General features: G+C 40.4%; 19 protein-coding genes. 1 reads left to right on the top strand and 18 read right to left on the bottom strand.

The genetic code is table 11. The features are described 5' to 3' along the window. The 18 genes from DW005_RS07305 to DW005_RS07220 all read right to left on the bottom strand — a co-directional run bounded on the left by DW005_RS07305 (position 1) and on the right by DW005_RS07220 (position 23,550). Positions 1 to 933, bottom strand: a complete 933-nt coding sequence (locus DW005_RS07305; RefSeq protein ID WP_117478743.1) for a tRNA-dihydrouridine synthase family protein — start codon at positions 931 to 933, stop codon at positions 1 to 3. Beyond that, a complete protein-coding gene (locus tag DW005_RS07300) occupies positions 930 to 1,706 on the bottom strand; it encodes a TIGR03915 family putative DNA repair protein (RefSeq protein ID WP_117478742.1) in 777 nt (258 codons plus the stop codon). Before DW005_RS07300 ends, DW005_RS07305 begins: the two co-directional genes overlap by 4 nt. Beyond that, positions 1,700 to 3,082 (bottom strand): putative DNA modification/repair radical SAM protein, encoded by a 1,383-nt coding sequence (locus DW005_RS07295; RefSeq protein ID WP_117478741.1) that lies wholly within the window; start codon positions 3,080 to 3,082, stop codon positions 1,700 to 1,702. The genes DW005_RS07300 and DW005_RS07295 overlap by 7 nt, the downstream gene beginning before the upstream one ends. A gap of 153 nt (positions 3,083 to 3,235) precedes the next feature. Then, on the bottom strand, positions 3,236 to 4,609 hold the full coding sequence (locus DW005_RS07290) for an SLC13 family permease (protein WP_022377281.1): 1,374 nt from the start codon (positions 4,607 to 4,609) through the stop codon (positions 3,236 to 3,238). A 39-nt stretch (positions 4,610 to 4,648) separates the two neighbouring features. Beyond that, on the bottom strand, positions 4,649 to 5,851 hold the full coding sequence (locus tag DW005_RS07285) for a cation:proton antiporter (RefSeq protein WP_117478740.1): 1,203 nt from the start codon (positions 5,849 to 5,851) through the stop codon (positions 4,649 to 4,651). A gap of 189 nt (positions 5,852 to 6,040) precedes the next feature. Then, entirely contained in the window at positions 6,041 to 7,423 is a 1,383-nt protein-coding gene (locus DW005_RS07280; protein ID WP_117478739.1) for a TrpB-like pyridoxal phosphate-dependent enzyme, read from the bottom strand. 80 nt (positions 7,424 to 7,503) lie between these two features. Next, complete coding sequence (locus DW005_RS07275) at positions 7,504 to 8,316, bottom strand: hypothetical protein (protein WP_117478738.1); 813 nt, start codon at positions 8,314 to 8,316, stop codon at positions 7,504 to 7,506. Then, positions 8,313 to 8,693 carry a hypothetical protein gene (locus DW005_RS07270; protein WP_147324421.1) on the bottom strand — a complete coding sequence of 127 codons (381 nt, stop codon included), beginning with the start codon at positions 8,691 to 8,693 and terminating at the stop codon, positions 8,313 to 8,315. The genes DW005_RS07275 and DW005_RS07270 overlap by 4 nt, the downstream gene beginning before the upstream one ends. A gap of 59 nt (positions 8,694 to 8,752) precedes the next feature. Further along, complete coding sequence (locus DW005_RS07265; RefSeq protein ID WP_022377276.1) at positions 8,753 to 9,634, bottom strand: LysR family transcriptional regulator; 882 nt, start codon at positions 9,632 to 9,634, stop codon at positions 8,753 to 8,755. 52 nt (positions 9,635 to 9,686) lie between these two features. Continuing rightward, positions 9,687 to 13,079, bottom strand: coding sequence for a DEAD/DEAH box helicase family protein (locus DW005_RS07260; protein WP_117478737.1), 3,393 nt, complete (start codon positions 13,077 to 13,079; stop codon positions 9,687 to 9,689). 832 nt (positions 13,080 to 13,911) lie between these two features. Continuing rightward, positions 13,912 to 15,021 carry a restriction endonuclease subunit S gene (locus tag DW005_RS07255; protein ID WP_117478736.1) on the bottom strand — a complete coding sequence of 370 codons (1,110 nt, stop codon included), beginning with the start codon at positions 15,019 to 15,021 and terminating at the stop codon, positions 13,912 to 13,914. Positions 15,022 to 15,172: 151 nt separating this feature from the next. After that, positions 15,173 to 16,141 carry a site-specific tyrosine recombinase/integron integrase gene (gene xerA, locus DW005_RS07250; RefSeq protein ID WP_117478735.1) on the bottom strand — a complete coding sequence of 323 codons (969 nt, stop codon included), beginning with the start codon at positions 16,139 to 16,141 and terminating at the stop codon, positions 15,173 to 15,175. A gap of 199 nt (positions 16,142 to 16,340) precedes the next feature. After that, a complete protein-coding gene (locus tag DW005_RS07245; protein ID WP_117478734.1) occupies positions 16,341 to 17,495 on the bottom strand; it encodes a restriction endonuclease subunit S in 1,155 nt (384 codons plus the stop codon). A 483-nt stretch (positions 17,496 to 17,978) separates the two neighbouring features. Beyond that, positions 17,979 to 19,448, bottom strand: a complete 1,470-nt coding sequence (locus DW005_RS07240; protein WP_117478733.1) for a class I SAM-dependent DNA methyltransferase — start codon at positions 19,446 to 19,448, stop codon at positions 17,979 to 17,981. A 1,059-nt stretch (positions 19,449 to 20,507) separates the two neighbouring features. Continuing rightward, positions 20,508 to 21,449 carry a thiamine pyrophosphate-dependent enzyme gene (locus tag DW005_RS07235; protein ID WP_117478732.1) on the bottom strand — a complete coding sequence of 314 codons (942 nt, stop codon included), beginning with the start codon at positions 21,447 to 21,449 and terminating at the stop codon, positions 20,508 to 20,510. Positions 21,450 to 21,461: 12 nt separating this feature from the next. Further along, the gene (porA, locus tag DW005_RS07230) at positions 21,462 to 22,643 is read right to left on the bottom strand and encodes a pyruvate ferredoxin oxidoreductase (RefSeq protein WP_117478731.1); all 1,182 of its coding nucleotides are present in this window, start codon (positions 22,641 to 22,643) and stop codon (positions 21,462 to 21,464) included. Further along, a complete protein-coding gene (locus tag DW005_RS07225; RefSeq protein ID WP_022377270.1) occupies positions 22,643 to 22,948 on the bottom strand; it encodes a 4Fe-4S binding protein in 306 nt (101 codons plus the stop codon). The genes porA and DW005_RS07225 overlap by 1 nt, the downstream gene beginning before the upstream one ends. Next, a complete protein-coding gene (locus DW005_RS07220; RefSeq protein ID WP_022377269.1) occupies positions 22,945 to 23,550 on the bottom strand; it encodes a 2-oxoacid:acceptor oxidoreductase family protein in 606 nt (201 codons plus the stop codon). The genes DW005_RS07225 and DW005_RS07220 overlap by 4 nt, the downstream gene beginning before the upstream one ends. A gap of 246 nt (positions 23,551 to 23,796) precedes the next feature. Here DW005_RS07220 and DW005_RS07215 point away from each other — a divergent pair, with 246 nt between their 5' ends. Next, entirely contained in the window at positions 23,797 to 24,900 is a 1,104-nt protein-coding gene (locus DW005_RS07215) for an HD-GYP domain-containing protein (protein WP_242989384.1), read from the top strand. Positions 24,901 to 24,909 lie beyond the last annotated feature (9 nt).

Raw genomic sequence — 24,909 nt, 5'->3', positions numbered from 1 at the left:
TTACACCTCGTTTCCTGATTCCAGCATAAGCATAAGTTTATCATATTCTATTAACCGATTTGTTTTTCTTACCTTTTTCCATACTTTTTTCCCGTTCGGGTACCAGTTTACGAGATAAGACCAGATTTCTTTCATCTTAAATAACACCGGCAGATCCGGCATACACGCCTGATAATCTGCTTTTAATTCTCGCAAAAATACGTGTAATTCATCTTTCTGCATCTTCTCCCCAGTCTGAATTTCACGGACAAGCCCCGGATTTGCAATCAACCCTCGTCCAATCATAATTGCCTCAATTGTCGGAAAACGCTCGCAAAAACGTTCATATTCTTCTACCGTTGTGATATCACCATTATAGCAGAGCGGATTCTTACTGTGTTCCACTGCATATTCAAACATATCAAGGTTCGGTGTATTTTTATAATAATCATCCCGAATTCTCGGATGAATGGTTAATTCCTCAATCGGATACCGGTTATAAATCTCTAGAAGTTCCGGAAACTCATCCGGTGAATATCTGCCCAATCTCGTCTTGACGGAAATCGGCACCTCACACTGTGAAAAAATATCATCTAAAAAGCGGTTCAGTTCCTCCGGTTTCGCCAGGAATCCCGAACCTCTCCCCTTCGACACAACTGTCCCTGACGGACAACCTAAATTCAGATTAATTTCATCATATCCATATTCAATCAGACGACTGGCTGTATAAACAAACTCATCACTGCGGTTACTGAGAATCTGAGGCACAACCGGTATTCCCTGATTATGCTCCGGTATCACATCCTTTTTTGCCCGGCTCTTAAAATCATGATTCGAAGTCGGTGACACAAAAGGTGTAAAATATTTATCCATACTGCCAAATTTTTGGTGATGTAAATTTCGATAAATATACGTTGTAATGCCCTCTAAGGGAGCAAAATAAAACTGCTTCATTCTGATTCGCTAAACTCCTTCATATATTTACGAAAACGAAGTGGCAGCATTTGTCTCTGCAATTTGGGATTTACACGCTCTTTAATCGCAATTGTGTCAACAAACAATTTCCATAATTTCTGAAGCTGCTTTTCGTCCTCGGAATAAGTCAGAGTAAGTTCATCCATATCTACTTCATCCATGGATAAATACACCGTTTTGTAATTTGCTTTATGAAGCAGCACCGTACGGTGCACGGTATCTGCAATCACCCACTGCTCACCGGCAAAGCGATCCGCAAAGTGGTCGGCTAAATATGGCAGAACTTCACTCTTAGGATTTATTCTACCAAATAATGTGCCATTTTCCAATTCCTCAAAACGAAGTATTTCAATAAAAAAATGTGATTCATTTGTAAAATTCCGCTCAATCGCAAATAAGGTCTGCATATAAGGGGCTGTGAGATGGCTCATAACCGCCCTTCCCATCCGAAGTCCTTCCTGCACAAACCGGTAAATAGCATCCGCCTTCTGCACCTCATAAGAGCCGCAGCAGCGATGAATAAAATCATATGCCTCCTCTGAAATTTTGCGACGGATGGTGCGCGCTACTTTCACCGCATGCTCAAAATTTGTCACAACTGTGTGATATTCGCAAAAAAGCTCCATATTCCGCCCCTCTGTATCAATCACAACTTCATTATGCTCGTGGGGATAACCCTCCTCATAGGCACGGTATATCGCCGAGAAAATCCCTTCTGCACTGTTTTCACACAAATAAATATGTCTTACCATCCCTGCATCACATCCTCTAACATCATCTGTCTTCCGGTTCCCTGCGCCTCAATTTCCTTTGGAAGACGTTCCTTCAAGCCAAGCAGGTTAGCAAGAATAAATGTGCGGTTTAAGCGGATTGGAATCATCATATGCCCGTGACAAGTGATAAAGTACATCGCCCGTTTTAATACAACACCAAATTTCTTTAACGCATTAAAATCGAGCGTTCCTCTTCTTCGTGCCATTATAATACGCCTTGCCGATTTCACGCCAATCCCCGGCACACGTAACAATGTATGATAGTCTGCCTTTTCCACCTCAACAGGAAATGAATCCAAATGATACAGCGCCCAGTTACATTTGGGATCTACGGAGACGTTTAAATTCGGGTTTTCTTTTGTAATAATCTCATCCGCTCGAAACTGATAAAACCGCATAAGAAAATCTGCCTGGTACAGCCGGTGTTCACGCAGAAGCTCCGGTCCCCTCTCTTTCGTATCGGGCAAACGAGAATCCCCTGTTGTATTCACAAATGCCGAATAGAATACACGCTTTAAATCAAACTGCTGGTATAACGCCTGTGCCATATGGACAATCTCATAATCCGTCTCCTTTGTAGCTCCAATAATCATCTGCGTACTCTGCCCCGCCGGCACAAACCTTCCATCCTGATGAAACTCCTGCAAAGTCCCACCGGAAACCGCCGGTAACACAGTCTGGCTTTCCGACTGATACAGAGAAAGACGCCGTCTTTTTTCAATTCTCGCATCCTGCAGTAAAAGGCTCTCACTTCTGCCAACCTGTATCTGGCGCATTGGTGTCAAAATTTTCTTCCGGCTCTTCTGCGGTGCCAGCAAATCAAGCCCCTTCGCCGTCGGCAGTTCCATATTTGCGCTCATGCGGTCAGCAAGCCACCCGGTCTTCTCAATCAAAAGCGGATCCGCTCCCGGAATCGCTTTGACATGAATATATCCATTAAATTTATACTTCGTGCGGAGCAGATAAATCGTCTGGTACATCTGTTCCATCGTATAATCCGGATTCTTCTGAATGCCGGAACTTAAAAACAATCCCTCAATATAATTGCGGCGGTAAAAGGAAATCGTAAGTTCCGCAATTTCCTCCGGTGTAAAACCGGCGCGTTTCACATCATTGGACATGCGGTTCTGACAATATTTACAATCATACACACACTCATTGGTCTGCAAAATCTTCAAAAGAGAAATACACCTGCCATCTGCTGCAAAACAATGGCAGATTCCCCCGGCCACGGTATTTCCCATCATCCCCTGTCTCCCTTTCCGGCTGCTTCCGCTCGATGTGCAGGCAACATCGTACTTTGCCGCATCTGTCAAAATTTCTAACTTTTCAAATATCTCTTGTGTCACTGCCATACCTGCGCCTCCTTCTATATCGAACGTTTGTTCTATTATAGCGCAGCTTTTTATTTTTGTAAAGTATATCTTTTAAATTTTCTTCTCATGTACGCAAAAAAGCCCCCTCGTCTCGTGAACATATCTCATCACAAAACGAGAGGGATTTCTTTTCTACATCATCAACAAATCGCCATATCGAATAAAAATGACAATCATTGAAATCAATACAACAATCAACGTCGCCGGTACTGCCGCTTTACAGTATTTTCCCCAGCCAATTCTATGACCTTCTTTTTCCGCCACGGAAATACCTACCACATTTGCCGAAGCGCCAATCGGTGTAGCACTACCGCCGATATCCGTCCCCATCGAGAGTCCCCAGGCAAGAACCGGCAAAAATCCAGCCGGGCCGCCGGCACCTAAACTCTTAATTACCGGAACCATCGTTGCTGCAAACGGAATATTATCCACAAGGGCACTTGCTACCGCTGACAGCCAGATAATAATTCCTATCATTAAGAAACTATTTCCACCGCTGATTGTTTTAATCGCATCGGCAATTAATTCCAAAACACCGGTTTCTTCCAGTCCACCAACGACAACAAACAAACCAATAAAGAATAAAATGGTCTCATAGTCCACTTTTTTCAAGATGGTAAGCGCATGTTTTCCCGCTGCCAAAAGCGTAAGAACCGCAATCAAAACACCAATAAACGCAACCGTAAGTTTCGTCTGCGCATGTGTCACTAAAAGAGCAACTGCCAGCAAAAAAATAGCAGTGCTGATTACAAAACCTTTCTTATCATGAATGGCTTTTGACGGGTCTAAATCCGCTTCCGTAACTTCAATTTTTCCTGTTTTCACTTTCAAATCCTTGCGGAAAACAAAGTAAAAATAAATCACAATTACAATCAGGGAAATACCGGCAATCACACCGGTATTCGACACAAAATCCGCAAAACTGTAATGAAGCGCTGTTCCAATAATAATATTCGGAGGGTCTCCACACATAGTCGCCGAACCGCCCAGATTTGCGCAGAAAATTTCTGCCATAATCATCGGCACCGGATTGAATTTCAAAAGCGATGACAATTCAATTGTCACAGCCGCCAAAAACAAAATCACCGTAATACTGTCGATAAACATAGCAAGAACTGCGGACATAATCATGAATGTAATGAAAATCGGAATGGTGTTGAAATGAACCATCTTTGCGATTCTCATACAGAGCCAATCAAAGAAACCAACTCTCGCCATACCTTCCACCATAATCATCATACAGGCAATGAAAATAACGGTTTCCCAGTTAATTCCAATCCCGGATTCCGCAGCCCCTGAACCCTGATACCAAAAGTCCGGTGTAAAAATGCTTCGCAGATTAATAATTTCCCATATTGCATTTACACTTCTCATGCAAATGCCAAACACCCCAATCAGGGTAAGTGCGCCGCAGCCAAGCGTAATATACTGCCTGCCGAATTTGTCCATCACAATCAAAACAAACATAGCGACAAAAATGGCTACCGCTAAGCCCTGTGCTACCATCTTCTTTCCTCCTAGTTTTTGCTTTCCCCAAAGTAAAAATTAAGCCTTCTCTTTTATCTCTTTTTTATCGTGGAACACCGGTTTCAAAAGAATCGGTGCAACAATTGTCGTAATAATAACAACGATAACGACCGGTCCCATCAGCTGCTCACTCATAAGACCAAGTGCTTCACCTTTGCTGGCAACAATCAACGCAACCTCACCACGCGAAATCATACCAACACCAATCTGTAACGATTCCCTTCCGGAATATTTACATAGTTTTGCGCCTAATCCACATCCAACAACTTTTGTCAAAATAGCTACAACTGTAAGCACAATGGCAAACCAGACAATTGTTGCTGACATCTGTGGAATTACCACTTTCAAACCAATGCTGGCAAAGAAAATCGGTGATAAGTACAAATACGACAAAGTTGAAAAACGCGATGCCAGATAATCTTCTTTCTGAATCATCGAAACAACCAGTCCGGCTACATACGCACCGGTAATATCAGCTACGCCGAAGAACTCTTCTGCCACATATGACATCAGCAGACAGAAAACAAAACTGATAATTACATATCGCTGCAAACCGTTTTTTGTACGGTTGCTGTAGTAATTGAAAAACTTGTAAAACAGAAAACCTGCCACAGCAGCAAATACAAAAAATCCAACAATTTTTACAAGTACAACCCAAAGTTTAACGGTCGGGTCTGCCATACTGGTAATAACTGTCAAGGCGATAATACCAAGAATATCATCAATGACCGCTGCACCAAGAATCGCATTTCCTGCTGCCGAATTTAATTTACCAAGTTCTTTTAATGTCTCAACGGTAATACTAACCGATGTTGCGGTAAGAATAACACCGATGAATACGTTCTGCAATACTAAACTGGTACTTACATTCGACTCAATCATACCCGGACGGTTAAAGAACCATGCAGTAGCAAAGCCTCCTGCCAATGGAACCAACACACCAATCACGGCGATAATCGTCGCTGCTTTTCCACATTTTTTTAATTCCTTTACATCTGTTTCCATGCCGGCACAGAACATCAGGATTACTACACCAACTTCTGCTGTCTGCGTCAAAAACTCTGTCTGTGGAATAATCTTAAACACAGCAGGTCCAAGCAGCAAACCGGCTAACAATGCACCAACAACCTGTGGCATACGTGCACGTCTTGTCAAAAGTCCTAAAAACTTCGTACACATCAAAATCAATGCCAGATAGAGTAAGTAGTTACATGTTTCCATGATAAAACCTCCTTTGACCATAAAAAAGGGGACAAATGTGACCACTCACCGCTGACCACATTGCCGCCTCATTCTGACCATAAAATTTTTATTGCTATTTTCTCATGTCAACATTATTATACTCTCAATTTTCGAAAAAGCAAGCACTTTATTTTTTTTGTTTTTTGGGTCAAAAATGTCCTCTTTTATTTAGTTTAATCCCGGTACTTTTGGAAGTTTTGCAATGCTTGCCGCAATTTCTTCATCCGTCAATGTATAGTTTTCCATTTTACCATCATTGAATTTCTCATAAGCATACATATCAAAATATCCGGTTCCGGTAAGTCCAAACAGAATCGTTTTTTCTTCTCCGGTTTCACGACATTTAATTGCCTCGTCCATTGCTACACGAATTGCATGAGAACTTTCCGGTGCCGGAAGGATTCCTTCTACTTTGGCAAACTCTTCTGCTGCCGCAAATACATCGGTCTGTGATACGCTGACTGCTTCCATCAATTTATCATCATAGAGCTGGGACAATACCGAACTCATACCATGGTAGCGAAGTCCTCCGGCATGATTTGGTGCCGGCATGAAGCTGCTGCCAAGTGTATACATTTTTGCAAGCGGACAAATTGCTCCGGTATCACAGAAGTCATACGCATAAGTTCCTCTTGTGAAACTTGGGCAGGATTTTGGCTCTACTGCAATGAAACGGTAATCTGCTTCTCCGCGAAGTTTTTCACCCATAAATGGTGCAATCAAACCTCCTAAGTTTGAACCGCCACCCGCGCAGCCAATAATGATATCCGGCTTTTCACCATATTTATCCAGTGCAATTTTACTCTCCAAACCAATTACCGACTGATGAATCATAACCTGGGCAAGTACTGAACCAAGTACATAACGGTAGCCTTCCTGTGTCGTTGCCGCCTCAACCGCCTCTGAAATAGCACAGCCTAAGCTTCCGTTTGTATCCGGGAACTCTGCACGGATTTTTCTGCCGACCGCTGTTTTTTCGGATGGTGACGGAGTCACATTTGCACCATAGGTACGCATAACTTCGCGTCGGAACGGTTTCTGCTCATAAGAAACTTTTACCATAAATACCTGACAGTCAAGTCCAAGGAATGCACACGCCATGGAGAGTGCTGTTCCCCACTGACCTGCACCGGTCTCTGTCGTAACACCTTTCAAGCCCTGATTCTTTGCATAATAAGCCTGCGCAATTGCAGAGTTGAGCTTGTGGCTTCCGGATGTATTATTTCCTTCAAATTTATAATAAATCTTTGCCGGTGTCTTCAAATATCTTTCCAAATGATAAGCACGTACAAGCGGTGCCGGACGATACATTTTGTAGAACTGCAAAATTTCATCCGGAATGTCGATGTACGGTGTTTTGTCATCCAATTCCTGCTTTGCTAATTCTTCACAAAAAATACCGCTTAACTCTTCTAATGTAACCGGTTTGCCGGTTGCCGGATTCAAAAGCGGTGCCGGTTTGTTAATCATATCGGCACGAAGATTGTACCACTGTTTTGGCATCTCGCTTTCATCCAAATAAATTTTGTAAGGGATTTCCTTTTTACTCATTTTGTTTCTCCTTCTAATTATCATTTATTTACAGGCTGCCTAAGCAAGTTACGCAAGCTGTCGGGCTGCCCTGTTTTCTTCTATTCAAACAAATATTGGTACTTTCTCATCTGTCTGCTTATCAAATCATAAACGCGTTCTTTTACATCGTTTGAATAATTCTGTTCCTCTGCAATGATTTTTTCTACAATTGCTCGATCAAAGTGAAAACGAATTTGTCTTCCATATAATTCTTCCACAGTATCTAATTGTTCATCAAAATCATCATGAAATGTCTTGGCTTTCACTCTTTTAACCAAATCTTGTATTTTCTCTTCCATCGGATAATCCTGTATCGTATCCGAAAGAAGTGATGCACCATTATCAAAAATAGGGCAATAATGAAATTGGTCACAATCATCTAACAAAACAGCAATATTATGGGTATGTCTATCTTCATTCAAAAACAACGCATCAATCGTCATCAATTTACTGATATACACACCAAATTCTCTCAATCCCGTCAACTGTTCTGTCTGTTCAACCATATAACGAATCCGTTCACGCACATCCGGCATATGATAAACGCTTTTTGTCAGACTTTCGCCCTTCATTGTTTCAAACAATCGTTCCAATGTAATTATCTTCCAGCCATCCGGCAGAAAATTTTCACTTTTACACCCAAGATAATCCTTGTATTTATAGTGGATTTTTTCTGTCTGGTAAAAAACATATTCGTTTTTTTTCAAGGAAGAATATCCTAAAAGACAGGAAATAAGATACTCAACTAAGCCCTCATAGCCTGTGTAATCTGCCTTATACCAAATGCCATTCTGACTTTGCCACTTTAATTGATTTCCCTTTGAGGACTGCCTGTCATTTAACAATATGTCCTGTTCAAAAAGTTCAATCATCTATCCTGCCTCTCAATCTCTAACCAAAAATCGTCATCAGCCATTCGCCCTTTTGTCTTTTCAATTATCAGCATCGGGTCATAAAATGGCAGTTCCAAATGCCTCAACATCAATTTCATTTTATCTCTGGTTCTAGGAAAACAACGAGATTCCAAAAATTTTTCATACTGTTCATAAGTTGGTTCTTCCACACAACCAAACGCACGATACAGTAGATTTTCCGCATAATTGTGAAGTCTAACCTTCCGTGAATGCTCATCCACATCAATAATAGTACATACCCCTTTCGGACACATATACCAAAATCGCAATGGATATTCTTTTTTCGGCGCAATGATTTCCTCACCGGATACTGCTATTCGTTTCTTCTCCATCATACACGCCCCCTTTTGTTTTCCTATATAATAAGTATACCCCAGAAATAGGGCAAACGCAATTATTTTACATATTCCTCCTGCTGGTACATCGCAAGCACCCGATTATAAAATGTTCGCACTGCCGGTGCCATGTTATCCGGATTCAGTGCAGCAATTCCAATAATGCGGCAGGCATCCGGTTTTACCGGAAAACAATCCACTTCATACGGAATATCTTTCATAACCATTTCCGGCATCAAACAAATTCCGAATCCATTTGCCACCATTACAACCGTAGACAAATCGTCAACCACATGGTAACTTGACCGGACATCCAAATGATTTTCCTTCATAAAATTCTGAATGTCGGCATCTGTACTTTCACGCTGTGTAACAAACTGGCAGTTTTTCATTTCCTCAATGCTCATCGGTTCTTTCGATGTCCTCCGCCCCTTTTGCACGACACATAACAGAGGGTCTTTGTACAACGGCTCAATTGGAATATCGGCGGCACTGGATACCGACAAAAATCCTACATCCACCACGCCGTTTTTTATCCAGTAAACAACATCATCATACGTTCCCTGAAAAATTTCCATACTGATATCCGGATATTCTTCATGGAAAGAATGAATCAGCTCCGGAATCCAGTTCGTACAGACGCTGGAAAAACATCCGACTTTTACTTTTCCCTGTTTTAATCCGTTAAATTCCGATATCGCCTGCTGTAAACTTTCATCACTGTTCAAAACTGCATTTACATAAGGAAGAAGCCGCTCTCCATAATTGGTAAGCGTCACGCCGCTTTTGGCGCGGTTTAATACGCAGAAACCAAGTTCTGCCTCCAGCGAAGATACCGCATGACTGACTGCCGATGGCGTAAGCCCCAGCAAATCCGCCGCCTTCCGAAAACTTCCCTGCTCCGTAACGGTTTTGAACACCTGGTAGGTAAGTAACGTCATTTACCTGCCTCCTCTCTTATCCTATCATACCAAAAGGCAGGGCAGGATGCAACTATGCAATAACGGCATTGTCCTTGATTTGGTTAATAATTTTCACGAATTCTAACTGCTCCTCACGTGTAAATATCACGCTGAATTTATAAGGACGATCAAATGGTGCTTTCATCAAATCCAGTACATTATTCACATATCCATTCTCAACCACATAGTCCACAACCTGTTCAATAAAATGAATCTGTTCCGCATTCGGCCGCTCTTTCGCAATAAACGCCGCAAACGCTGCATATGCTGCATCCCGGTCCATTTTTGCGATTTTACGAATCAGCAAGCCAAACGGCGTATCCTGATAATTCATTTCGTAATCCTCTACCGTTCCCAGTTCCTCCGTGAAAATTCTTTCCAATTCCTTATAATCATCCGCTGAAATTGGCTTATTATAAAGAAGTTTATTAATAGCCGGCTCATTTCTATGCGCTGCTATGTACTCATTTACTTTTTCTCTATAATCTTCAAAATCAGAGGTTCCCATATCCACCTTGCCGCCCTCACTCCAAAGCGTTTTTTCATCCGCAAAATTGGTATAGTGAATATCCACTTTCGCAGGCGGAATAAATTTCATAATATCACGCAGCGATTTCCTCGTTTTTTCAAACTTAAGAATATCCTTCTGATTCCAATAAGTTTCCTGCGTAAGTTCAGTCAGTTCCGGTATTTTCGCTTTTACATCCGGAATAGTCGCACTATCCTTCAACAGTATATTAGCATTTTTCACAACATAACGTTTTAATCTACCAAGCGACTTTGCTCCCGTCATTGTCTCCAACATGATACCATACATACTCACGTCAAACTGAATGGCGGCCTCGTCTTTTTCTCCTGACACAACAAGTTTTGCAAGGTGGTTGATAATCTCTTCTTTATTCATATCATCCAAACACTCATATTGCTGTCTGGCTTTATACTGCTCCACATAACGAGCCTCTAAACGCACTTCCACACGCTCTGTACTCATCGCCTGAATATCACCAACCACATGATCAACCAAATTCTCACGGATAATCTGATATTCTTCCTGTGCATAATTTGCATTCTGAAGCTGTCTAATAATCTGCACCATACGTATAAATCTTGCCGACACGGGAGCAATACTTACTCCCGGCTCTTTTCCCTTTGGATTCTCGCCAAAAAATTGGAAATTACGCATATAATCAAAGATATAAAACTCCTTCTTGTCTCTGCCCTCTCCAAAAAGATTCTCGCAAAGTCTGGTACCTCGTCCAATCATCTGTTCAAACTTAATTCTGCTATATACCTTTTTTGCAAATACAAGATTCGTAATCTCCGGAACATCCACACCGGTCTCCAGCATATCAACCGTCACCGTAATAAAAGGATATTCATCCGGCTTTTTGAAATCCTCCAAATTTTTCTCTGCATATGGCTCATCACAAACAACTAATTTACAAAAAGCTCCTTTGTACTGCGGATACAGTACATCGAACCGCTCAATAATATACTTTGCATGTCTTTTATTCTGTGCAAAAATAATCGTTTTGCCAACATGATTTCCATTTTTATGTTTGATTCCATGATTCATCAAATCTGAAATCATGATATCAACCGTATCCCGATTAAATATATAGGTATTAATTTTCTCCGGCGGAATATGGTCAACCAAGCCGTCATCTTCGCAGAACTCATCTTCATACTGCTCCCGCTCTTCTTCGTCAAGTTTCTCATAGGTCAATCCATCATCAGCAATCTTAGTCGATGTTTCAATCAAATGATATGGCACCAATACATGGTTCTGATAAACCGCCTCATTGTATTCATAAACATCCGTTGGCATATTATTTTTCATATCAAAAAACTCATACGTTGACTGATGAATCGTGTTTTTCGGAGTTGCTGTCAATCCCAAAAGACACGCATCAAAATACTCAAATATCGCCTTATATTTATTAAAAATACTTCTATGTGCCTCATCAATCACAATTAATGAAAAATGTCCCGGTGAAAAAAATCGCGAACCATCCGAATTTTTCATGTTATCAATCGCATTCAACATCGTCGGATATGTAGAGAACACCATATTTGCATTTTTCTCTTCTTTATTTACAAGCAAATTACACATCGTCATATCCGGCAAGCACGATGAAAATGAATTTTTCGCCTGCTTAACCAATTCTTTCCGGTCTGCCAAAAACAAAACCCGCCCCATAATCTGGCTTCTTGTCATGACATCCACAACAGAAGCCGCTGTTCTTGTTTTACCGGTTCCGGTTGCCATAACAAGCAGACATTTACGAATTCCTTTTTCGTAGTTTTCACAGCATTTGGTAACCGCCCGCAACTGATACAAACGATTCGTAATGTCCTCATTAATAGGAATTGTACTAACCGGCTTAACAATTGTTCTCCGTGAAATCATGGCATCAATATCTTTTTGCGGAAAAATACCACTGACCACTCTTGGCGCACTTGTTACATCATCCCATAGATATGTTTCAAATCCATTTGTATAAAAAATAACCGGCCGTGACCCCTGCATATTTTGGATACAGTCTGCATAAAGTTTCCCCTGATTGCGTCCCTTATCCGCACTTTCGCTTGCTCTTTTTGCCTCTATTACGGCAATAATTTTTCCGGTATCGCCCCAGATTACATAATCAGCATATCCCGTTCCTGTTACATTTGGCATCCCGGTAACCGGGTACTCTTCTTCAACACAATTACGTTTAGCAGTTTGGTCAAACACATAACCATTTGCTTTCAAATCCGCATCAATATATCTTTTTCTGGTCGTCCATTCTGACATATCCGGATTATAACTATATTCGCGCGTTTTCAAGTTCTGGGATTTCTTTTTCTGCATCTCCTGCTGAAGTTCCTCATTTGCCTTTAGGAGACGAGCAATTTCTTTGTCCTTTTCATCTACAATCTTGTCTGTATTTTTCTGGACATCTTTTAAAACCTGTTTGTAACGGTCCTCTATATTTTCTGCTACTTTTGTCTTGTTTGGAATTTTATTCTCTGCAAATTCGCGTTCTTCATAATCACGTCCATAACAATAATCAATCCACTCTACAAAATCAAACAAAATATTTAAAGAAAGAATGGCATCATCTTTGGAAAGACCTTTGGATGTATGCACGGATTGATTTCCGTTGCGGACAATGTACTGCAATCGTTTCCACAAAGTATAATCCATCAACGATGGAAACCCATTATTGTGCAGCAAAGACTGTAAACCTTCCCGATACCCAATTGGTTTTAATGCAGAATCAATCGAATAAACCCACTTCACCCCAAGTTCCAATGCTTTTCTCGATGCCACGGCACTCATAACCGGCGAAGATTCTAAAATGCACTCTGCATCAATACACGCCCCTGCAAATAATTCATATTCTTTTTTTGATTCAAGAAAAGAAAAATTTGTCTCCATTTGTAAACTCCTCCTCTCGGAATTTTATCCATTCCGTCCTCTGCTTTTGACTACCTTATTCGGATATCATAACTTGTTTCCCTTTGTGTCATTACTATCTCTTAAATTTTACCATTTTTTAGGGTATTGTCAATTATTTGGGTGGATTTTATGAGTATTTTGTGAGCTTAGTTTATTATAGATTTTGAATAAAACTATATAGATTGTTGATTTTTATTCACATGTTTGATAAAATATTGTCAGTGCTACCCTATTCGGTAGGCGGTTCGCCTTCGTCGCAAGAGTATTAGCTTGCGTTTACATAGAAATCCTTTGCGGAAATCTCCTGAGGAGGATTGTGCTTATGCTTACAACGGAACTCTTTATAGCCATAATCAGCTTATGTATTACTTGCTTTGCTCTTGGTTATACCGTTGGTTCTAAGAGCAATGATAAAACACAAAAATAACCGCCCAGTCTGATGAACTTGCAGTTATTTTTGACGAAATAATATCAGGCTAACCGTCTATCGGTAGCACTTTTTCTATCACCATATTAACATCAAACTATGTTTATGTCAAACATCTGTATTCATTTGTTTGTGTCAAGTGTTCGTTGGCACTTTTTTGTTTTCAGTAATTCCGTAGAAAAACTTTGCGTCTCGTGGGCACAAAGTTTTTCTACGGAATTACTGGAATCCAAAGGAATCGGCAGCGAACATTTGTCACAAACCCAATCCTTCCAAACTTAGTTTTTCATTGTATTTGAGAATATAGAACCGCTTACTTTCGCACACAAAAAACAATTTGTATTGCATCTATCAAATTATATGACTACAAATTTTGATTTGTACTTAAATATTTCCTGCTTTTTGCCGTAAAATGTTTAATTTTTGATGTAACTTTTGAAACATCAATTTTGATTTGTCGACTTGGCGAACGAAGTCGGCAAATTGGTTTTGTAAATCCATCGGCGGAACATGCACATAAATCTGTTTTAATTTGGTAACATTCACTCCCGCCATAATTGCACCAGAACTCACTAATTCAATCTGTCTTGTAACAAATCCGCTAAAATGTAGCTGACACACCATAAATGCAGGATTTAGTCTTTCACGATCCACACGAATTCTCAAAACATCTGAATGAATAATTCCATCTGGATAATCATTAGGAAAAAGTGCACATTTTCCAACATTTCCCTTTCGTGACATCGCAATATCTCCAGGAATGATTGTATATGAATTTAACTGCTCGGCCTTCTCTTCTGTTAAAAAATGTGTCGGCTCAGACAAAAACGCTGTGTTAATCTGTGGAATCTCCCATACAGCAATTCCAGATGTCGTATATTCATCCTTGCTTAATTGAGTACCAAATGGTCCACATTTTATATCATCTTTATCCGCACAAGCATCTACAAATTTACACTTATCCCATGAACATTCTGGATTTGCCAGATCCCCAAACATCTCGACAAATCGGGCTTTGATAAGGTCGTCAAGTAGTTCTAATTCTCTTTTCCGACATGCAATTACATTCTCTACCCTTGATAATGTTGCAACGATTTCATTTTGCTTTTGCTCGTTAATATCAAATTCAAATTCAAACTTGCCCAAATCAGACTTTTTAATATTGGGCATGCAAGCACCAGAACGAATAGCTAACAGTCGATCTTGTTGACTTTTCAATGCATAATACAGGTATTTTGTATTCTTTGGTCCGTTGAACAAATAATAACAATGTGCCCCACACCAAAATGGTTCAGTAATATAATTTATATAACCAGAAGAATTACCACCTTCAGAAATCGTTACTGTATTGGCACCAACATTGGATTCCGTCCATCTTCCAGATGGATTAATTCCGCCATTTAAATAGATATAATCTCCATTATCTACAAGTTCGTCACCATTTATCTGGACTCCCTTGGAATATTGTGTTATATCGCTTAACTTAACTCTCATCTACACATCCCTGCAAACCTCAATTTGTCTCTTGCAGCTAAAGGAACTTCTCATTATTAATCTAAAAACAAGCGTGACCGCCAAACAGACCTATATTTGTGCGGTCACTACTTATCAAATACTTCTGCCCCCCACTTCCCCAGATTTCCATTTATCCCATATACTTCTGGTGTGATGTCTTCACATTGCTCTGATTCACCATCGCGTATTGCATCGTTGTATCAATTTGCGAATGTCCCAAAATTTTCTGCACCTGTTCAATTGGCATTCCTTTGTCAATTGCTCTCGTTGCCATAGTCCGCCTAAATTTATGTGGGTGAATTCTTTCCAAATCAAGCCGGCGTCCGAGTTTGCGAAGCCGGATTTCTACACCACTTATTTTCAATCTATCATGCGGCGCATCAAGCGTCACAAATAATGCCTCATTTTGGTCGGTTCGCCTCTCTATGTATTCCTTCAAATGAACCTTCGCCTTTGCATCAAAATAAACTTTTCGCTCTTTGTCTCCTTTTCCGTACACAACACATTCCCGCCCTTCCAAATCAATATCATCAATATTTAAATTAACAAGCTCTCCCACTCGAATCCCCGTTGAATACAGCAAATCGATAATTGCCAAATCGCGAATTTCTTCACAATTATCTCTTAGTTTTTCGATTCCTTCATCTGTTATTACATTTTTAACAACAGTCTTGGTTTTAATTTTATGTATCCTTCGCATCGGACTTTTCAGAACATAATCCTCTTCTTCCAACCACGAAAAAAAGCTGGATATATTTCTTCGGATATTGTCAATTGTTACATTAGAGCAACTATTTAATCGCTGATAATCTGCCAAATACGCTCTTATTTCTTCTGTTGTTATTTTACGCACTTCTGTTTCAATGCAAGACAACATATGCTCCACCGTCACACGATAATATTGAATTGTCCGCTCTGAACACCCCTCAATCTTTTTTGCATCCAAAAACATCTGCAAAAATTCTTTGTTCTCAATTTTCTTGGTGTCTGCATGATTTTCCGCAAATGTGTTAACCATTACTTCCTGTAGCTTTTTCATCTGCGGTATCGATAGATACTCCGACATCTCATTTAAAATTGTAACTACTTTCTCTTCCATATTGGTACCTCCTTATTTTGGTACCCACATCCATCCCCTGCACTTACAATTCATATTTGAAATTCCATGTTTTGCGCTTATATTATGCGCAAAATAAGCACGAAGGTCAAGTATCCAGAAAAAACAAATGTGCTAATATTACAAATAATATTAACACACTTGCATAATTCCAGAATTTAACTATTTTATTTTCTTATACTCATCCAAAGTATTCCTGCATTAATGAATCAAACAATGTTTGCGTTTCATCCAATGCCTTTTGCACTGCAACTTTTGATTTGTCGACTTGGTGAACAAACCTAATATAATCTCTTTGCAACTCAATAGGTGGAATAACCTGCATATATGCTTTCATAATTGCAGTATTCAAATTAGGCTGTGTTCCTGCTGGAGCTATTGTTCTAAAATACTCTGTCATTTGATTTAAAGCTTGCAATAAGAAGACTCTGTCAAGTCTTTCATCTATATCTTCCATTGCTAGCCAACCATCGTGAATGCAACCTTCAAATGTAATTATTCTTGCAAATCCTAATGAAACTCCGCAGTTTGCAAATATCAAGCTACCAGGCTTAACAAGTCTGCTCTTCTTTACACCTTCTTGAATAATATGCTCCTTTGTTGAATTTAAATAAATATTGTCTCCATCAGTAGCATCTCCTATCTTTATCCACGGAACATCTCCACCTAAAAATTGTTCTATCGGTCTTGGCGAACCGCCTCTAACAATAGTACAAAGTTCTCCCAATGGCTCACAATTCCAATTCTTATCGTTTATATTTATATCCCCAAACATCTCGACAAATCGGGCTTTGATAAGGTCGTCAAGCAGCAAGAGTTCACTCTTTCTCCCAGCCAAACTGCCCATTATTTTATCTAATACCTTTACAATTTCCTTTTGTTTTTCTAGAGAGCACAACTCTATTTCAATCTCCGACAATGTAGCCTTATTTAAAGTTTTTCCCATTACAGCTTTATTACTTCCTTTATCCCAATCTCTGTACTTAAACAAATAAAAAATGTATTTAGGTAACATATCAACAACATGCTTGTCATGAAAAGCCATTATTGCTTCGTTAGAATACATATCCTCTGCTGTTATCGCAGTTTTTCCAATAGATAATTTAAAACTCATAACTACTGTATTTCGAGGAATTAATTTTATTCTACTTTCCTGAACAGCTTTTTCAGAAAGATGTTCTTTAGTATTTGAAATATACATTTCGGTTGTAGATAAATCTCCAATTGAGATCCACTTATAACCATTTGTATTCCAATAATCTACATTATCCCTTGATGGCGTTTTTCCCATCTGCAAATCAAATATATCTTTCAATTTATATTTCATCTTCCTCATGCCTCTACAGGCTACGAACAATATTCTTTACCGTTTTATCAAATTGTATTGTAAACAGAACATATGTTTGTTATAATATAATTGGTGCTACCTTTACGGTAGGCGGTTAGTCCTTTTGCAGAGGACTGTGACCTCTGATTACATAGAAATCTTTTTACAGAAATCTACCAAAGGAGGATTTTATTATGCTTACAACGGAACTTTTTATAGCCATCATCAGCTTATGTATCACTTGCTTTGCCCTTGGTTATACCGTTGGTTGTAAAAGCAATGATAAAGCACAAAAATAACCGCCCAGTCCAGTAAACTTTGGCGGTTATTTTTATAAAACCAAATTGATATTGGGCTAACCATCTATCGGTAGCACCTCTATGTTTATATTAGCATCTAACCGCTTTTATGTCAAACATGTATTCTGTTTTTTAACTTTTTTGATAACTACTCGTAGCACTGCAAACCTCAATTTGTGAGGTCCTTTCTTTCTTATTTTGCAAGCATTTCGCGCAATTCTTTCGTTTCCTTCGCAATCTGCTCGTTCAACTGTTCAATCTCAGCAAGAATCTCCTCTGTCGGCGGATATTCCACTGGGATATACTCAATTTTCTTATATTTATTAATCGATAAATCATAATCATTGTCGGCAATTTCCTGCTTGTCAACCAAGAAGCTCTGCTCCGTTCTTTCGCGAGTTTCCTCGTTATCTTTATGATGGAATCTCTCAATAATATCCGGAATGTCATTTTCCTCAATTGGCTGACGCTTATCATCCAGCGAATGACCATCAGCCTTCATATCGTAAAACCAAACTTTTTCGGTACCCCCGGCATTTGTTTTCGTAAAAATCAAAATAGCGGTAGACACCCCTGCATACGGCTTAAATACACCGGATGGCATGGAAATAACACCTTCCAAGTATTGATTTTCCACCAATTCTTTACGTAGATTTTTATGAGCCTTTGAAGAACCAAACAAAACACCATCTGGCACAATGCAGGCACATCTGCCACCTACCCGAAGCAGACGAATAAACAGTGCAACAAACAACAATTCAGTCTTCGTTGTACTAGTAATTGCAGACAGTGATTCACTAATATTTTCCTTGTTTAATGTTCCCTTAAAAGGTGGGTTGGCAAGGACTAAATCGTAGGTATCTTTCACCATGTAATCTTTTGACACACTATCCTGCTTATTCAACTGTGGATTCGTAACCGAATGAAGCATCAGATTCATGCAGGACAAACGACACATAGTTTCATCCGTATCAAATCCCGTAAATGTTTCCGTTGCGTATTTTTTCCATTGCTCCTCGGTCATTTTATTTCCATAGTGAGTTCGTATGTATTCTGCCGAAGAAATCAAAAAACCTGCCGTACCACACGCTGGGTCACAAATTTTCATATCCGGTGTTGGCTGCATAAGATTTACCATCATATCACGAATATGCTTCGGTGTTCGAAATGCACCAAGCCGCCCCGCAGAATTTAATTTTCCAAGCATATGCTCGTATAAATCTCCCTGCATATCTAAACCTTTAATGTCATTTTCAAAGAGGTCATCTAAGCCAATAATAACTTTTTGTAATGCCAATGGTTCATTAATTTTGAATGTTGCATGTTTCAAATATCTTGAAAACGCGGAATTTTCATCCTGATTCAAATTGATTAGAAAAATAAAGACATGTTCAACAAAATGTTTGTGAAGTTCTCTAGCTTCCATCCCTTTAAAATTTCTCCACCGCAATGCCTGTTCTTCTTTAGAATCCCCAAAAATATGTTTCTGTGGTTCCCCTGAAAGCAATTCGGCAGTTTCAATATCTGCTTCATGCTCATCAAGTTGTTTTGCAAACATAAGATATGTTAACTGCTCAATAACTTCGGTCGGCTGTGATACTCCTCCCGCAATGACATCAAGCCATATCTGTTCAATTTTGTTTTTCACTACTGCTGGTAACATGTTTTCCTCCTCACGTGTTCTTTCGCTTTACTCGATTTTTATACTACTATATTAACGATTTTTAACAGTAACGTCAATTATTACTTCATTTTCGTCGCAAGCTACAGTTATCTCATATTATAAATAGAATCACACAAAGGATTGATTTTTATTCACATGTTTGATAAGATATTGTCAGTGCTACCCTATTCGGTAGGCGGTTCGCCTTCGTCGCAAGAGTATTAGCTTGCGTTTACATAGAAATCCTTTGCGGAAATCTCCTGAGGAGGATTGTGCTTATGCTTACAACGGAACTCTTTATAGCCATAATCAGCTTATGTATTACTTGCTTTGCTCTTGGTTATACCGTTGGTTCCAAGAGCAATAATAAAACACAAGAGTAACCGCCTGGTCTGCAAACTTTGGCAGTTACTCTTGTAACCAAAAAATCAGGCTAACCGTCTATATGCGGTAGCACATTTTCTATCACTATATTAGCATCAAATTATATTTATGTCAAACATTCCTGCAAGACAATTCTCCACCCAAAGCAACGCTTTTCCCAAACTTTCTGCCTTATGGTTGCTTTGCTTACAACTATTTTTCCATTTCATGCAACTCTTTCTTAAAAGTCCAGAAAAAAGCGTTGTTTTTCTCGGAAAAATTGAGATAAATCCGACAAAATGGGGGTGAATATGCAACGTTTTTTGGCTTTGGAGCAAGTTAGCGTTGTTTTAGCAAGTTGCCAGCCCTTCTTCCGGCGAACATGCCTTGTAATGACCGCCAGAATCCTTCTTAAGCCGTGCAGCGCCTATCTCTTCGCGATAGGCGCTCACGGGCTGCGCCACCTGTTTTTCCTCGCCTTAAGCCGCATAAGGGATATCGCTTCGCGATATCCCTTATCACGGGCTGCGCCCTATGCTAGATGAAACGATCCTTCTTAAGCCGTGCAGCGCCTATCTCTTCGCGATAGGCGCTCACGGGCTGCGCCCTATAATAATAAAAATACCGACACCTACACATTTTTGTGCAAGCACAAGTATGCAGGTGACGGTATTTTCCTTATTGCACGGCTTAAGCCTAACGTGCACATTTATACTGTAGGTCTTCCCAGCGGCGGTCTACTTCTGCCTGGAATTGCTCGATTAGGTGTTCGTTGCCTTTTTTGAAGAGGTGTTTGAAACGTCCCTGAACACGAAGGAAGTCTTCGATTGGAAGTTTCTTCTTTGGCTCATAGGAAAGAATCCATTTGCCATGGTCTACCTCAAAGAGTGGCCAGTAGCAGGTTTCTACGGCAAGTTTACAGATGTTCATGATATCTGCTGTGTCGTAACGCCAGCCACGTGGGCATGGTGTCATTACATTCAGAAAACTTGCGCCTTCTGTGTAGATGGCTTTTTCGGATTTACGATGCAAATCTTTAAAATCCGTTGTCATTGTTGTCTGTGCAACATAAGCAACGTCATGGTCAGCAATGATGCTTGCCAAGTCTTTGCGGTTCTGCATTTTACCTACGGACTGCTTGCCAACCGGCGTTGTCGTTGTGTCCGCATACATAGGTGTTGCCGAAGAACGCTGGATACCGGTGTTCATATAGGCACCATTGTCATAGCAGACATAAACCATGTCATGTCCACGCTCCATCGCACCGGACAAGGACTGGAAACCGATGTCGTAAGTTCCGCCATCTCCACCAAATGTAATAAATTTAAATGTTTCGTCTTCCGGCAGTCTGCCGCGTTTTTTCAAGGCACGGTAAGCAGTCTCAACACCACTCAATGTGGCACCTGCATTTTCAAATGCATTATGTATGTAACTGTCCTCCCATGCGGTGTATGGATACATAAAAGAAGAAACTTCCAGACATCCGGTCGCATTACCAATGACTGCGTGGTCTCCCTCATGCAGAGCACGAAGTACGGCACGTACAGCGATTGTTGCACCACAGCCGGCACACATACGATGTCCCGGAGCCAATCTCTCTGGTTTTTCCATCATAGTTTTTAAACGATAATCACTCATACTATCCTCCGTTTATCCTCTCAGTCTGATATACTGGTACTGTTCTACTGTCTTGCCATTTTCAATCATATCCTCTAATTCCGCGAATACATCTTTTACATCTTTGATGGTAAAATCACGTCCGGCCAGACCGTATATGTAATTTACTGCTTCAATCATAACTTTATTTTTGAACAAGGCTGCCGGCACCTCACTGCCAAGCGGTCCGCCATTGCCATTGTAGCTCTCACAACGGTCCATAACGGCAACTGCTTTGCAATTTGCTAAAGCTTTTGCAATTTCCTCTGAAGGGAATGGACGGAATACACGAAGTTTGAGTACACCGACTTTTTTGCCTTCTGCCCGAAGTTCATCCACAGCCTCTTTCGCAGTTCCTGCTGCCGAACCCATAATTAACATAATGTAATCGGCATCTTCCGTTTTATATTCCTCAAAAAGCTCAAAACCACGTCCGGTCAGCTCTTTGTATTTCTTGGCAACTTCCTTGATAACTTCTTTTGAATTTTCAAGAGCCACTTCCTGATTTTTCTTTGCTTCCATCGCATAATTAGAAATGGAATACGGTCCTACCGCAATCGGTTTGCCGGGATTTAACAAAAATTCTTCCGGATGATACTCACCGACAAAATTTTTGACCGCTTCATCTTCCAAAAGCGTAATATTTTCCACAGCGTGGCTTGTAATAAATCCATCCTGGCAAATCATAACCGGAAGATGCACTCTCGTATCTTCCGCAATCGGATATGCCTGAATAAAGTTGTCATACGCTTCCTGATTATTTTCTGCGTAAATCTGAATCCAGCCGGTATCTCTTGCGCCCATACCATCGGAGTGGTCGCAGTTAATATTAATCGGACCGGATAATGTACGGTTTACCAACGCCATAACAAGTGGCAGACGATTCGATGCGGCAAGAAGAAGTTCTTCCCACATAAGTGCGAGTCCTGCAGAAGAAGTAGCCGTCAAACTTCTCGCACCTGCTGCCTCGGCACCAATCGTTGCACTCATGGAAGAATGTTCACTCTCCACCGGGATAAACTCGGTATCCATCTCACCATTTGCAATATAGGTAGAAACCATCTGTGGAATCTCCGTCGAAGGAGTAATTGGAAATGCCGGCATGACATCCGGATTAATCTGGCGGATTGCATACGATACCGCTTCATTTCCTGACATACGTTCTTTAATTGCCATTAGATATTTCCCTCCTTCATCTCAATTGCGCCAAATGGGCATACTTTAGCACAAATGCCGCAGCCCTTACAATGGTCATAGTCAAATTCGCCACGCTTTCCATCTTTAACCGGAATACTGCAGTCCGGGCAAACCGGGGTGCAGAGCAGGCATTGTTTACATTTATCTGCAACATAAATCGGGGTATTCGTGCGCCACTCACCGGTATTAAAAAGTTTTGAAGTGCCACCCGCAAAAACCATCAAGCCTTCTGTCAAATCCTGATGTGGTGTTTTTTCGTTGATTTTTGTAACATCTGTTCTCACGCCATTGCCTCCTTATCTTTCTGAATATCGATGGAAACAACGTCAAAGGCACGCTCCAACGCTTCCATATTACCGTCAATTACTTCCGGTTTCTTTGCAAATTTATGTTCATAAGAAGCTCTCATTTCATGAATAAAAGTCTCTTTTTCCATTACTTCACTGACCGCTACCGTTGCTGCTAACATCGGTGAATTCGGAAAATTCTTTCCTAATGTCTCCACGGAAATATGTCTGGCATCAATCGCATAAACACGACCTTTGTAGCCATTGAGTTTCGGAATCATGTCCTCTCTCTTTTTCGGTGTATTAATAATAATTGCACCGGTTTCCTTCAAACCGGCTGTCACATCAACCGAATCCAAAAGCGTCTCATCTACAACTACCACATAATCCGGGTGGTAAATGTTTGAATGTACGCGAATCACATCGGAACTGATGCGGTTGTACGCCGTAATCGGTGCTCCCATACGCTCCGGACCATATTCCGGAAATCCCTGCACGTTCTGACCCGTTTTGAACGCTACATCCGCAAGCAAAAGTGCTGCCGTCTTGGCACCTTGGCCGCCGCGGCCGTGCCATCTGATTTCGATACCGTTCTTCATCGTTCTCAAATCTCCTTCTATCCTTCATCCATTGGGTGCAAAATTTTCTCAATAACGTTTTGACCCAGCATATCCTATTATATCGTAGGAAAAACAAATGTAAAGCGAAAATGTTTAATTTTGTTCACTTTTGAAGTGAATTATTTTCATTATCTGTTTTTTTCAACTTTCTCCGGGCAAACAGTTGGAACAAGCCCCCATTTATGTTATACTACTAACAGAAACATTAAAGGAGATTGGATTTCATTGATTAAGCGATTTTATGTACCAACTTCCAAACTAGAAGAGGGCATGCAGATTGACCAGGTTATCAAAGACAGACTGGACCGTACACTCATTGCCCGTGGCTCTGCTTTGGATGCTTATTTGATTGAAGGCCTGAAAAAACGAGGCATACACGGAGTATACATAAAGACAGGTGAGGAAGACCCGGAGGAAAAACCGGAGGAAGAAACACTCACCCCTTTTGTACGCAATAAAATCGAAAAATACCGCACAGAAGATCCAAGAAAAGTTTATTTATCAGAGAGTGTTAAAAAACGCGTGTCCGAGGGAATCCAGTATTTATATAACAATTCAGACTCACCGGAATTCACAAACACTTCCGCAAAAATTACAAATGACTTAATTCACGCCATTGACCACAACGACGCTTTGGCGGTTGATATCAGTGCACTCAAAACAAGCGATGAATATACGTTTAAGCACAGTGTGGATGTCGCTACCATCTCCATGATTATTGCCAGAAACTTGGGCATGTCAAGCAAAGATGTTTATAATATCGGTATCGCCGGACTTTTACACGATATGGGAAAATCAAAAATCCCATCCGAAATTTTAAACAAGCCGGCTCGCTTAACCGATGAAGAATTTGCTATTATGAAACAGCACTCCGAACTTGGCTATAATATCTTAAAAGAGAAAAAAGAATTTCACGGTGCTATTTCACTTGCCGTACTGCAGCATCATGAAAAAATGAACGGAACCGGATATCCATTTGGATATGCTTCTGATAAAATTGTACCTTATGCAAAAATTCTGTCCATTGCGGACGTTTACGACGCTCTAGTAACCGAGCGTCCTTACAAAAAATCATTTTCCCAGCGCACCGCCGTGGAAATGATTATGTCAATGACCGCCGAGTTAGATATCACTGCCATGCGCAGTTTCATGGAGAGCGTCATTCTCTATCCGGTTGATACAACGGTTTCACTGAGCAACGGCGAACAGGCCCGCGTTGTCGAAAATAAACCAAATGCCGTCCTTCGTCCCACCGTCGTAGGACTAAAGAGCGGCATTGTTTACAATCTTTCGGAAGACTTAACCTGTGCTTCCATCGTTATTCAATAGACACGATTT

The organism is Clostridium sp. AF36-4, assembly GCF_003435975.1.
GTDB lineage: Bacteria > Bacillota > Clostridia > Lachnospirales > Lachnospiraceae > Eubacterium_F.
This window is presented reverse-complemented; position numbering and strand designations above follow the sequence as displayed.